Origin of the sequence: Lysinibacillus sp. FN11 (assembly GCF_024628845.1) — a bacterium.
Lineage (GTDB): Bacteria > Bacillota > Bacilli > Bacillales_A > Planococcaceae > Lysinibacillus > Lysinibacillus capsici.
Map to the genome: position 1 here is coordinate 4,735,313 of NZ_CP102383.1, position 13,797 is coordinate 4,749,109.

10 protein-coding genes are annotated in these 13,797 nt (G+C 37.4%); 7 read left to right on the top strand and 3 right to left on the bottom strand.

All coding sequences use genetic code 11. The features are described from left to right. The first annotated feature begins 120 nt into the window (after positions 1 to 120). On the top strand, positions 121 to 282 hold the full coding sequence (locus NP781_RS24680; protein WP_257521049.1) for a hypothetical protein: 162 nt from the start codon (positions 121 to 123) through the stop codon (positions 280 to 282). Between the two features lie 3 nt (positions 283 to 285). On the opposite strand, the gene NP781_RS24685 is transcribed toward NP781_RS24680, so the two are convergent. Further along, a complete protein-coding gene (locus NP781_RS24685) occupies positions 286 to 1,695 on the bottom strand; it encodes a polysaccharide deacetylase family protein (RefSeq protein ID WP_257521050.1) in 1,410 nt (469 codons plus the stop codon). Between the two features lie 336 nt (positions 1,696 to 2,031). Between NP781_RS24685 and NP781_RS24690 the strand changes: the two genes are divergently transcribed. Both NP781_RS24690 and NP781_RS24695 read left to right on the top strand, forming a co-directional pair. After that, positions 2,032 to 2,784: a threonine/serine exporter family protein gene (locus tag NP781_RS24690; RefSeq protein ID WP_009371811.1), complete on the top strand. Its 753-nt coding sequence runs from the start codon at positions 2,032 to 2,034 to the stop codon at positions 2,782 to 2,784. 12 nt (positions 2,785 to 2,796) lie between these two features. Then, positions 2,797 to 3,273 (top strand): threonine/serine exporter family protein, encoded by a 477-nt coding sequence (locus NP781_RS24695; protein ID WP_081010948.1) that lies wholly within the window; start codon positions 2,797 to 2,799, stop codon positions 3,271 to 3,273. Between the two features lie 44 nt (positions 3,274 to 3,317). On the opposite strand, the gene NP781_RS24700 is transcribed toward NP781_RS24695, so the two are convergent. Then, entirely contained in the window at positions 3,318 to 5,342 is a 2,025-nt protein-coding gene (locus NP781_RS24700) for a GGDEF domain-containing phosphodiesterase (protein ID WP_221679089.1), read from the bottom strand. Positions 5,343 to 5,528: 186 nt separating this feature from the next. Between NP781_RS24700 and NP781_RS24705 the strand changes: the two genes are divergently transcribed. The 4 genes from NP781_RS24705 to NP781_RS24720 all read left to right on the top strand — a co-directional run bounded on the left by NP781_RS24705 (position 5,529) and on the right by NP781_RS24720 (position 11,267). Then, complete coding sequence (locus NP781_RS24705; protein ID WP_221679090.1) at positions 5,529 to 6,425, top strand: DMT family transporter; 897 nt, start codon at positions 5,529 to 5,531, stop codon at positions 6,423 to 6,425. A 66-nt stretch (positions 6,426 to 6,491) separates the two neighbouring features. Next, positions 6,492 to 8,213 (top strand): ABC transporter ATP-binding protein, encoded by a 1,722-nt coding sequence (locus NP781_RS24710; protein ID WP_221679091.1) that lies wholly within the window; start codon positions 6,492 to 6,494, stop codon positions 8,211 to 8,213. A 1-nt stretch (position 8,214) separates the two neighbouring features. After that, positions 8,215 to 10,047 (top strand): ABC transporter ATP-binding protein, encoded by a 1,833-nt coding sequence (locus NP781_RS24715; RefSeq protein WP_257521052.1) that lies wholly within the window; start codon positions 8,215 to 8,217, stop codon positions 10,045 to 10,047. Positions 10,048 to 10,397: 350 nt separating this feature from the next. Continuing rightward, positions 10,398 to 11,267, top strand: a complete 870-nt coding sequence (locus NP781_RS24720; protein ID WP_257521053.1) for a GNAT family N-acetyltransferase — start codon at positions 10,398 to 10,400, stop codon at positions 11,265 to 11,267. 265 nt (positions 11,268 to 11,532) lie between these two features. Here the strand turns inward: NP781_RS24720 and helD are convergent, their stop codons facing one another. Beyond that, entirely contained in the window at positions 11,533 to 13,761 is a 2,229-nt protein-coding gene (gene helD / locus NP781_RS24725; RefSeq protein ID WP_257521054.1) for an RNA polymerase recycling motor HelD, read from the bottom strand. Positions 13,762 to 13,797: the final 36 nt, after the last annotated feature.

The window sequence follows — 13,797 nt, forward strand, 5'->3', positions numbered from 1 at the left end:
GGGCTATTTGATCACTATGCTACTTTGAAAAGGAAAGTCTTTTGCAGAATGGTTCATTGGAGTGGAGCCAGCGTCACTCCTAGGGGTAGCGTCACAGATGAGACCCTGGAGTGAACGTAAGTGAGTGAAGCGGCTCATCGGACGCCCCCTGTAAAGGACGCTGGCGGAACGGAAATCAACCTCTCACCTTGCAAAGTTGCTTTTTCTACCGTTGACATCATCTTTTTTCAACAAAAAGAAAAGTCCAATGAATATCGAAATTCATTGGACTTTTCTTTGTAAATACTATTGGCGATATGGCAGTATTTCGGATACAGTCACAAATTCATAGCCCTGCTCTTGTAAATATGAGAGAACAGCGTCAAGTCCGTCTGCAGTAGATTGATGAATATCATGCATTAAGACAATGGCATTATTGTGTAAATTATTTTTCACGTGTGGCAATAGCTGCTGTGCATTTCGATGTTTCCAATCCAATGTGTCGATTGACCATAGCACTACAGGGATAGGAATCTCAGCATTAATGGTGTCATTAGTTGCACCGTATGGTGGTCTAAAAACTGTGGCACCTTGATTGATTGCCTTCTCAATTTCAGTGGCAGTAGTGTTATATTCTTTCATCACTTGTTCCTGCGTAAGCTTTGTTAAGACAGGGTGGTTCCACGAATGGTTTCCAATTTCATGACCGCGCGCAAGAACATCCTTTACGATGTCAGGATAGTATTGTACACGACTACCGAGCATGAAGAAAGTAGCCTTTGCGTGATACTTATCAAGAATATTTAAAATTTGCTCCGTCACTTTTGGATGTGGACCATCATCAAATGTTAAAGCAATACGTTTTTTATTCGGATCACCAGTTGGTGGTGGATTAATGGGTTTTACATTTTCCATTGCGATTTGAAATTCGGAGGCTAACAATGGGTTAATAAGCGAAAGGGGTAGTTTCACTATTGGGGTACCTGCTGCTCCACTAGCAATCTCATATTCATCGAAATAGATTTGTAATGAATCGTCAACAATAGCAAAGCGATTGAAGTTAGACCATTTTGGTTCTGTAGCTTTTAATAATTCATCGTTGAAAAGCTCATCCTTTAATTGGAGGTTTTTTTGCAAATCTTTTCGGACGTTTACAGCCAACGTAGATAAGTTATTCTCATCATTTTGTAAGAGCGTTTGGATCGTAACTTGTTCGCCCGTTTCGTTGTTAATGAAGAATGTTTTTGTGGAGACTTCGTGATTTGCTCCACCTACATATAGCATTTTTGTTAGCACAAAGGAATAGTAATGCTCTCGGTATGGAAAAGTTTCAAGACTAATATTTAATTCACCCATAGCTTCTTTATCTTTATTTTTCTTCATCGATGTTAGATAGTTTTCTTTTGAATCCGATATGTACTGTAATACGGCATCATTAAAAACCTCGTTATCTGTTTGCGGGTAATGAATAGCAAATGGTGTTCGTTTGTCATTTGAAACGTCTGTAACAATACGTATGCCTGGAAACGCAGAACTTTCGGTCGATAAATGACTATTCACCGATTCCGTCTCGGATTCTTTTGAAGCACTAATCTTTTGAAACTTGAAGTCATCCTTTGAAAGGATAATAAAAAGTATAATAGTTGTTAAGGTCACAATAAGGCTTAGTAATAAGAAATCAATTATTGGACCGCGTCTTTTTCTGCGTTCCTGCATGGTTTTGGATACGCTCCCCTCTTTTTTATTTTCTATACAATCAGACGTGCCAGTCATTAAAAAAGTTATACAAATCTAGAATCTTTTTATGTATCTTTGTGGAAATTTATTAAGATCACTTTTTCTTCAAGAATCAGCGAATTAATTGTAGTTGTACTTCTATTTAAGAGGTTGTAAAATACCTACTAAAATAGAAAAAACACATGCGTAATATTAGTGTAACTGTAAAAATAAATTGAAAGATAATCCATTGCTTATGAAAAATTTTCAGTTGAGTTTTTATTGGCAGTTCGTTAATATTGGCAAGGAACCTTTTGAAGGAGGCAGATAGCTGCAATGGTCTTACAAGATGCGGATAATGAACTTACGATTGACTGTTTGTTGCTTGCAGGACGCATTATGATTGAAAGTGGTGCAGAAACATACCGCGTAGAGGATACGATGCTGCGTATGGCACATTCTCAAAATATGCCAAATGCTCAATGTTATGCCACACCAACTGGCATCATTTTTTCGTTAGGCAAGACACAGCCAACAAGAATTACATCAATTCCCAGTAGGGTTACAGATTTGCAAAAAATCGCCTTGGTAAATTCAGTATCTCGTAGACTCACATCTCAAATCATAACATTAGAAGAAGCTTATGACGAGTTAAAGTCGATACAAAAAACAAATTATTTTTTACCAACTTATTTGCAAGTTTTGGCAGCTGCGCTTGCTAGTGGTTGTTTCCTTATTATGTTTAAGGGTGGATGGTCGGATTTTCCGATAGCTTTTTTAGCAGGCGGGCTAGGTTTCCTAGTACTTGTAATCATTAATCATTTAACAAGGGTAAAGTTTTTTTCTGAATTTACAGCATCACTCGTCCTCGGCTTTGTTGCCTTCTTTGCAGTAAAGTATGGTTATGGTACTGAACTTGATAAAATTATTATTAGTTCCGTCATGCCACTCGTACCAGGTATCTTGATTACAAATGCTGTTCGTGATTTAATGGCAGGTCATTTTATGTCAGGGATGGCAAAGGGAGCAGAGGCCTTTTTAACAGCCTTTGCTATTGGTGCAGCAATTGCCGTCACACTAGGATTTTAGGAGGCGGACAAAATGCAGATGATGGACATTATTATACAATTAATAGTTAGTTTTTTTGCGACAGCTGGGATTGCCATTATTTTTAATGTTCCTAGAAAAACACTACTTCATTGCGGACTCGTTGGAGTAATTGGCTGGATTATATACTATGTTCTAACAGAGCAAGGGATGGATGTTGTCAAAGCTTCTTTCTTTGGCTCATTTGTTATTGCCATTGTTGCTCATTTATATGCCCGACGCTTTAAAATACCCATGATTATTTTCATTGTTGGTGGAATTATACCATTAGTGCCAGGGGGCATGGCTTATAATGCAATGAGAAATGTGGTAGAAGATGATTACTTACAAGGCCTGCAATATGGCTTAAAGGCATTTTTAATTACAGGTGCTATTGTGATTGGACTAGTTTTTGCAGAAGTAATTATTCAACTCATATTCCGCTCAGTTCGTTCAAGTAAAGTAAAATTACAAAAGGTTTATAAAAAATAGAAGGAGGCTGCGTGTAAAATAAACGCAGCCTCCTTCTTCATTTATTATTGTTTAGTCAGTAATAGTTCAATCTCTTCAGGTGTAACAGGTTTGCTAATATAATAGCCCTGAATGGCATCGCAGCCGTAAGTGATTAATAGATCTGCTTGTTCAGCTGTTTCTACACCTTCAGCGACTACTTTCAATTCCATGGATTTACCTAGTTGTACCATACCATTCATAAGCTTTTGGCTCTTTTCGGATTTCAAGAGTGAATTTGTAAACGTTTGATCGATTTTTAATGTACTTATTGGTAAAATTTGCATATATCTAAATGAGCCGTAGCCAGTACCGAAATCATCTAAAACAAAGGAAATGCCTTCGTTTTCAAGCTTACGCATTTGCTGTGCAATAGACGTTGCGGCTTCAGCTTCTAAAGCAAATTTTTCAGTAATCTCAATTTGTAATAGGTTCGCTGGACAACCTGTTTTTGTAATCATTTCAAGTATAGATTTTGCCATATTCTTATCACGGAATTCGCGTACAGAAGAGTTAATAGATACTTTTAAATCATAGCCTGCCTTTTTCCAAAGTAAGGCTTGTTCACAAGCCTTTTCCAGCATGAAGGACCCAATATTATTAATTAAACCTGTTTCTTCAGCGATAGGAATTAACTCATCAGGCGTTACGACACCTATTACCTCATCTTCCCAACGTACAAGTGCTTCAACAGCAGTAACTTTTCCAGAATACACGTCGATTTGTGGCTGATAGAGTACCTTCAAGTTCTTTTGGTCAAGTGCTTGGAGTAAGCGCTTTTCAATTAATGCTTTACGATTTAAAGCTTTATGTGTTGCTGTTGATAAAGAAACAATTTTATCTCCGCCAGCCTCACGTACTGTTGAAATAGTAGCAATGGATGCCTTCATAAGCTGTGAGAATGTTGATTGATCCTCAGGATATCTAGTTATGCCGCCACTAATAGAAATTGGTACAGCAATATTGTCGCTATAAATCGGATGTTGTTGTAAGTAAGATAAAAAGCCTTGAATAAACCATTCACTTAAAGGCGTGATGACAACAAAATCATTTTCATTTATACGAGCCATCGTGCTATCTTGGAAATACATTTTTATACGATTTGTAAATTCAACAATCAGGCTTTGATCGATTTGTTGATCATGTAATTCTTTAAGTGTATAAAATTTATCAATACTTAGATAAACAAATGAAAAGTGTCTCTCATCGTCAATCATATTGGTGATTACTTTTTCAAGTCGATGTGCATTCATCAAACCAGTTTCTGTATCGATGTAAGCAATTTTTTCAAGTTGGTGTTGAATCGTTTTTGATTTCGTTACATCCTTTTCAATTAGGATAAATTGTTGTTCATTTGTTTCAAGATTAACGAGGGGGATAGCCGTTAGTAGCACCCAATAGGATTGCCCCGTTTTTGTGATTTTTTCAACTTCTCCCTGCCATGTATGACCATTATTTAAATTACGCCAGATCGTATGTGTTATTTTTTCACTCACTTCATTATCAGGGAACAGTTGCCAAAAGGTTTTGCCGATAACACGCTTTGGTGTCCATTGGCTTGTTTTTAGAAATTCATTATTACATTCCAAGATAAATCCATCGTGATCGAGTGTAACAGTCATAAAGGTCGCATCTAAACCTTGCTTAAGATTTACAAAGGTATTGCATTGAGAGATAGCCTGCGTCATTAATTCTGGTAGCATAAAAATCAATAGAATAAAACGCTCTCCCTCATCTGTAAAAGGTTTAGCTAGCAGAGCGGTTGTTATTTCTACATTTGAAGTTGTGTGTACTTGAATTTTTTCTAGATACGTACTGTCCTCATTTTGTAAAATAGATTGAAATGTTTCGACAGGAAGCTGACGCAGTAGATTTTCGTGTATAGATGGAGTAGTATTTCCTTTAATATCATTAGCTAATAAGCCAATCAGATGTTCAGCATTCTTTCCCCAGACTGTTGCTTGTCCATCTTGATTAATGATAATTGCAGGAAAAGGAAGTGAATTTAAATAATGTTCATCAATCGTAAATGATTTATGCATATGACTCATGATTATTCGATCTCCTTGGGTAATCAATATATACTAATATTATAGATAATAATCGGGAATTAGTCATTATGAATATATTTGTAAATATTTGATAGTAAAAAATAATAGGACTTTTCTAGTGAAATACAAGAAATGATTTGAAGAAAAGTAACAATTTTTAGTACGTATATAGGAAGCAGGATTGGTATGAAACGTTTAAAAGGAATAATATTTATCGTCTCAGGTGCTATGTTATGGGGAGCAACTGGCCCTTTAATGGAGTGGTTGCTTAATCATACACCTTTGACAGTATCCTTTATGTTAACAATTCGTTTATCGGTTGCAGGTATATTACTACTTACATATTTATTGTTAACAGGAAAAAATATTTTTGGAATTTGGCAGCACAAGCTATGGGGGAGGCAACTCATCGTTTTTGGTATTGCAGGTATGCTTGGTGTACAATTTGCATTTGTTGCTGCAATTAATGAAAGTAATGCTGTGCTTGCTACCTTACTACAGTTTTTAGCGCCAATATTTGTTGTCGCGTATGTCTCTCTTAGTTTAAAGAAATGGCCACCAAAATATCAAGTGTTAGGTATTATTGGTACCCTTATAGGGTTATTTCTGTTACTAACGAATGCATCATTTGAAAGTTTGCTTATTAGTTCAAAAGCCTTGTTATGGGGAATAGGAGTAGGCTTAACATTTGCATTTTACACCTTGTATCCTGCACGCTTAATGAAGGAGTGGAGTGTGCTTTTAGTAGTGGGCTGGGGGATGCTGGTGGGTGGCTTCACTTTAGGCTTAGTAAGCCGTGTTTGGCAGCAGTCCACTCAATGGGTTGTTCTAGTAGATTTTAAAATTTTAATGTTATTAGTTGCTTTAATATTTTTTGGAACAGTAGCTTTTATATTATTTTTAAGTAGCATGAAATACATTACAGCAGTTGAAACGAGCATTCTTTCTAGTATTGAGCCATTAACAGCAATGGTTATTTCTGTTATTATTTTCGGTACTTCTTTAGGTTTTTGGCAACTAATAGGAGTATTCGTTATGCTTGTTTGTGTAACGTGGCTTTCAATAGCGGGAGAGAAAGCATAAATATACTATAGTGTTAGTAGTTTTTGACTATCTTTAAATTTTATCTACCAACAAGGGGGAAAGAATATGAAAGAAGTTTTTTCCTATGTAAAGCCATATAAATGGACAGCTATTTTTGCTTTATGTTTAATGCTTTTAGAGTTATTTGTTGAGCTTGTGCAGCCACTCATTATGGCAAAAATAATCGACGAGGGAGTAAGGGCACAAAATCAAGGAATGGTTTTGCAATGGGGGGCTGTTTTACTTGGGCTATCTTTCGTTGCCTTTCTGGCGGGCATTATCAATTCTTATTTTTCTTCCCATACAGCTCAAAGCTTTTCGTATGATCTTCGAAATGCCATGTTTGCTAGGATTCAATCCTTTACGCTAGCAACCTATCAAAAATTCTCCACTGCATCGCTTATTACTCGATTAACAAATGATGTCACACAAGTACAAACGGTGCTGTTTATGAGCTTGCGTATAATGCTTCGAGCGCCACTTGCTGTGATAGGAAGCATTATTATGGCTTTTGTCGTAAATCCGAAATTAGCATTATTTTTAGTTATAGGTGCACCCATCATTTTTATTTTTCTTCTTTTTATGGTGGCAAAAGGTGTGACTTATTTTGGGCGTGTACAAAAGAGGGTGGATCGTTTAAACAGAGTTTTACAGGAGAATTTACAGGCGATACGATTAGTAAAGGCTTACTTAAGAGGGGCATATGAAGCTACACGCTTTGATGAAGTTGCATCACGGTTAAAGGTTGATACTGTGAAGGCCTTACGCATAATGGAATATATTATGCCTGTTCTTTTGTTCATTATGAATATGAGCCTGCTAGCAGTTTTATGGTTTGGTACAAAACAAATTGCTACAGGAACAACGCCACTTGGTGATATTGTGGCTATTGTGAATTATGCAATGCGTATGACAGGCTCATTTTCAATGTTCGCTTTTATTATTATCTTCTATGCACGTGCGAAGGCATCTGCAGAACGTATGGCTGAAATCCTTTCCATTGAAAATGAGGTTGAAGATACGTCCCTTTTAGAAGAAGTAGATCATGCAACACAATATGGAGAATTAACCTTTGACCATGTTAGTTTTACTTATCCAGGAGGAGATGTTCCTGTTCTGTCAGATGTAAGCTTTCAAGTTAAGTCTGGCGAGAAACTAGCGATCATGGGGGCAACTGGTGCAGGGAAATCAACATTATTACAGCTCATTCCTCGGTTCTATGAAGTAACGCAAGGCCGAATACTTGTGGAAGGTCAGGATGTTCAACATTGGGATTTACAAGAGTTGCGGGAAGTGATTGGCTATGTCCCTCAGCAGTCATTGTTATTTACAGGAAGTATTGCAGATAATGTGCGTTGGGGAGATACACAGGCTAAAATGGATGCTGTATTACAGGCTACAATGCAAGCGCAAATTCATGCATCTGTTGAAGATTTTCCAAATGGTTATGATACAAAGGTTGGGCAAAAAGGTGTTAATTTATCGGGGGGGCAAAAACAGAGGTTATCTATAGCTAGAGCTCTTTTGAGAAAAGGACATATTTTAATGCTTGATGATAGCACCAGTGCTTTAGATGTTAAAACTGAACAGTCTTTGTGGGAGGCACTGAGTGACGAAAAAGCAACGATGCTTGTTGTGACGCAAAAAATACGTACAGCTAAAGGTGCGGATCGCATTCTACTGATTGATGCTGGAAAAGTAGTTGCTTATGGTACACATGAAGAGCTATTAGAGACTTCCTCGCTTTATAAAAAAATAGCTATCTCTCAACAGGAGGTGGAGGATTAAAATGGGATTTTTCCAGAAACCTTTTGGCTATGAACCGCTTTTGACAAAAGATGATCTGAAACAGGCTGTGAAGAAAAAGAAGGGGCCACGTGCAGCTGATTGGAAAAGTACATTGCTGCGGTTATGGAAAATTGTCGACGAACAACGTGCACTGCTCATTGTGGTGCTCTTATTAGTGATGATTAGCTCCATACTAGCTTTAGTTGGCCCTTATGTAATCGGTCAAATGATTGATCACTATGTTATGCATGGCAAGCTTTCAGGCTTAGGTAAGGGGATTGGCTTATTAATTGGTATTTATGTGTTATTAGCCGTTTCACTTTTCCTACAAAACTATTGGATGATTGGCATCGCCCAGCAAACGATCTATAGATTAAGGACAAGTGTATTCACTCATTTTCAAAGACTGCCAGTGGCATTCTTTGATCGTCGTCAGCATGGCGAATTGATGAGTAGAATGACGAATGATATTGAAGCTGTCAGCTCAACATTGAACAGTTCCTTTATTCAGGTATTTTCAAGTGTACTTACGCTTGGGGGAACCGTCATTATTATGCTCAGTTTAAGCCCATTGCTGACAGTTCTGACGATGATCATTATTCCAATGATGTTTTGGGCGATGCGATGGATTACACGTCGTACAGCACCGCTGTTTAAAGAACAGCAGGCAGCTATTGGCGCTTTAAATGGGATGATAGAAGAAACAATTTCAGGACAGCGGATTGTGAAGGCATTTTCACAAGAGGAGCGAATGAAAACAGAATTTCGTGAAAAAAGTTTGCGCTTAAAAAGAACTGGTTTTTGGGCACAGACATACTCAGGTTATATTCCTAAAGTTATGAACTTCTTAAATAATATGAGCTTTACCATTGTAGCAGGTGTAGGAGGAGTCCTTGCGTTATATGGACATGTATCGATAGGGGTAATTGTTATATTCACTGAATATGCACGACAATTTACACGTCCTTTAAATGATTTAGCAAACCAGTTTAATACGGTACTGTCAGCTATTGCTGGTGCAGAACGTGTATTTGCCTTGCTTGATGAACAACCAGAGGCAGAAAATGTGTCAGCACAAAAGCATCAACTATTGGGACATGTAACGTTTAAACAGGTGTACTTTAAATATGAACTAGAAGAAGAAGGGTACACACTAAAAAATGTAAACTTTAAAGTGGAACCTGGTCAAACGGTAGCCCTTGTTGGTGCAACTGGGGCTGGTAAAACGACAATCCTTCAACTTATTGCAAGATTTTATGACGTCTCAAAGGGAGAGGTATTATTTGATGGTATAAATGTACAGCAAATTGATCGACAATCCCTTCGTTCACAGATGGCTTTTGTCTTACAGGATCCATTTTTGTTTGAGGCTTCTGTTCGCGAGAATATCCGATATGGTAGACTTGATGCGAGTGATGCAGAGATTGAGGAAGCGGCCAAGCGAGCTAATGCACATGATTTCATTATGAAACTAAAGGATGGGTATGATACTATTCTTGCTGCGGATGGACGCGAGATTTCCCAAGGCCAAAAGCAATTACTTTCTATAGCAAGGGCACTTATTGCTGATCCGAAAATTTTACTATTGGATGAAGCGACAAGCAGTATCGATACTGTGACAGAACTGGCGATACAAGAGGCACTCGATACGTTAATGCAAGGGCGCACCAGCTTTGTGATCGCACATCGTTTAAATACTGTCCATAATGCCGATATGGTCTTAGTGATGCATAAAGGGGAATTAGTGGAGGCTGGACCTCAGCAAAAGCTAATCGAATCAGGTGGTCTTTATGCACAAATGCTGCATTCATCCTCACACCATCTTGAGGAATAGATGGAAAAAGAGTAATTTCATTTGAAGTTGCTCTTTTTTATTGAATTAAAATGTTATTAATTTGAATAGATAGTAAAATTTTTATTAAATCAGGAAGTGGTATATAGTTTAAAAGTAACAGGTTGCAACAGAATAAATATCTCTATTTTCGAAAAATTAGTATATTATTTTTTAGCTATTATTTCTAGTAAATTTCAGTCATTTTACTGAATTTTTATAGTATAAATCCTTTTATTTTTCCAATATTTGAAGTAAAATTCTGATTAATAGCGGGTATTAATATATTTTGTTGCCAGCTTATTTTCATTCTTGCTACAATAGGGCAATAGTCTGTTACAGGAACGGAGTAAATGATGAATATTTCAGTGATGACAGTGTCTTTTCCATTAGATGGAGAAACATTGAAAGAAGTAAAGTTATTATGTGAAGAAGCAACAGTTCAAGATTATCGAGTATATGAAACCATTATGAATGTACCAATGGCTAGCTCTTTCGAGAATAAAGGCTTTATGGTACTAGCATATGAGGATGATAAGGATTTACTAGTTGGTGCTGCTAGTGCTATCGACTTAATGGGGCTTCATACATATGAGTGGTCATTAGTGGTGACACCTGCATATCGACAAAAGGGTATTGGAACTGTGTTAGTTGAGGGTATACAAGTAGGGCTAAAAGAAAGAGGGGCAGAGGGTCAATTAGCTGTAGTAATTGATGGTTCCCCTTATGGGCACACATTTATTGAAAACAAAGGGTTTACCTATAGTTTTTCAGAAACGACTCTAGAAACAAAAGCAGAGCCCGTTACATTGCGAGATGATATAAATATTCAAGCCTATAACGGAGAGCAAGCTGAACTGATTACTATTTATTGTGAGGCTTTTGGGGATCTACCTGAAGAATCAGAAGAGCTTATTGCTTTTAATACATCAACAAATGGAAGAGAGCTTTGGATTGCTTACAGAGATGGTGCAGTTGTTGGAACAGTGACTACAGCTAAGGAAAATGAAATCCAGTGGGTAACAGCACTTGCTGTACATCCAAATTGTGAAGGACAAGGTATTGGGACAGCCCTTCTTTCCTTTTCAAAGGATTATGCGAGTAAGGTTGGTGCAGCGTTTGTCATGCTAGATGTAGAAGTAGACAATAAAAAAGCACTTTCTGTCTATGAGAAAGCAGGCTTTATGAAAGCACAGCAAATTGATTATTATGTAAAACAATAGAAAAAGGGTGATGAGTGGTATTTAATATTAACTCATCGCCCTTTTTTATCATAATCACCTACTATCTTCATATAATATTAATAAGCTTTAAGAAAGGAGTCGTGATCATGCGCATGCCAGCATTGCCAAAAAAGAAGTCGCCTCCAAAGGAAGCCCCTAGTTCATGGTGGAAAGTTGTTAAAGCTTATTTATCCAAAGGAAAATTTTATAAGTTACCACCAAGAAATTAATAATGCAAAGAAAAAAGTCGCCTTTTAGCGACTTTTTAATTTTCTAATAAAAATGTCTTTTGGGATGGCCCGATTAAGTATAGCTCGTGCATAGCTCGTGTAAGAGCTACATAAAGTAGCTTTCGATCAATTGGTGTATCGTAAAATGGTGTATCGTAGGCAGCTACAATGACGGCATCAAATTCAAGTCCCTTAGCTAAGTGACTTGGGACAACAAGTAACATTTCTTGATTAATAGATTCATTTTCTGTTAGTAGTTGTGAAGCAATGTCATTATCTTTTAATGCCTGTTGCATAGTAATGGCTTCTGCAGTAGTTTTGCAAATTAAAGCGATGGATCGGTGACCATTTTGACGAATGGCTTCAAAGATCTCTTTAATTTTGAAGGCATCGAATTGCTCCTCTTGAATAAAACTTGGTACGTTACCGTGACGCACAACGGGTTCTACTAAAGGTAGCTGTTCATTCATTTGCGCTAGAATTTGATTCGCGACTTCCATAATTTCAATTGTTGTTCGATAGCTTTTTTGCAAAGTGCGGAAGCTTGCACGAGGAAATAAGCTTTGGACAGGCTCCCAGGCTGTTAATGAGCGATAGCTATGGATACCTTGTGCTAAATCACCGACCATAGTAAACATATCTGTATCAAGACCTGCTTTTAAAGCAGCAAGCTGAAATAAACTGTAATCTTGGACCTCATCGATAAAGACAACACGCATCTTCCATTCATCTGCAATGCCTTTTAAACGTGCTTGTAAATAGTATAGTGCAGCTAAATCTTCGAGTGCCCATTGTTCTTTACGATGTGCCTGCAAAAATTGTTGCTGTTCAAGGTAATGCCATTCAGGGGCGAGTTCTGCTAATAGTTCTGCATCGGTGAGAAGGGAACGATAGAGTGTTTTAATATTATGTTTTGGAAAGCGACGCATATAAGCTGATGCCGTTGTCTTCGTTTCTTTTTCAATGGCAGGAATTCGTTCATCACGCTCATCAATGAATTTTGTGACAACACGTCGCCGTTTTTCATCATCTCGAATTCCATTTAAGGCTTTACCCAATGCCTCATCATACTTTTTATGGAGTGTAGCTAAAACAGCCTGTTTTTTTTGACGTACATGGCTTGCTAAGACCTTTTTAATATGCTCAAGTCGCTTTTCGATAGGCATATATGAAAATTCATATAAAAACAGCTTCTTCAGGTGGGAAGCACGCATGATACAGTATTTTTCAATATAGACATCTTCGAATTGCTCTGCGAACTTTTGTTCCAGCTTTTGTACGTAGCGTTCGATGACATCGCGATAGTAAAGTGAGCCTTTCATTTCAGCAATCCAGGCAGTAGGCTGATGACTACTTCCAGCAACGAGTAACTCTAATTGCTCATTTGGATTTTGAAGCTTAAGCTTTAACTTTGTGGCAGAAAGAACGTAGTCTGTAAAAGTAGTTTGGCATATTTTATCGACGCCAAGCTCTGGTAAAACATCGCCTATATAATCAATAAATAGCTTATTCGGTGCTAAAATCATGAGCTGTTCAGGATTAAAATGTTCACCCATTGTATAAAGGAAATAGGATATTCTGTGTAGAGCAATGGTTGTTTTTCCACTGCCAGCAGCACCTTGCACAATAATTGGTTGACGAAGATGTGCTCGAATAATTTCATTTTGTTCCTTTTGAATTGTTGAAACAATTTCAGTTAGACGAACATCAGCTTTTCCAGCCAATGCTTCTTGGAGTAGTTCATCATTTGTTGTTAGATCAATATCTCTTATATCGAGTAATTCGCCATTTTCGATCTTGTATTGCCTTTTAGCATAGAGATGTCCCTTATGAACTTCACCACGGACATCATACTCCATGTCACCAAGACGTCCATCATAATAAACATTAGCTACGGGTGAGCGCCAATCAACAATAATGGGCTCATGGGTTTCACGATGAAATAGTGATGTCTTCCCAATATAAAGGAATTCTTCTGGGTCACCGGTTTTTTGGAAATGGATTCTAGCGAAATAGGGCTTCTTGCGAACGGCCTCTAGACCTTCTTTTTGATTACGTGCCATTTCAAAAAATCTGGCATTTGTTAAGATATTTAAATAACTTAAACTCGAATCTAAGTAATCAAGATCGGCCATAGATTTACGGATATTTTCTTGAGCAGATTTTAAATCTCGTTGTGATTCGTCTAATATTTGTTGCATATAGCCCTGGGTATACGCTAACCGCTCTACTTCAGCCTGAAAATCTGGATGTTGTACAGTCATTTTTTAGCACCTCCTAGGTACTTACAATTTCAAAGT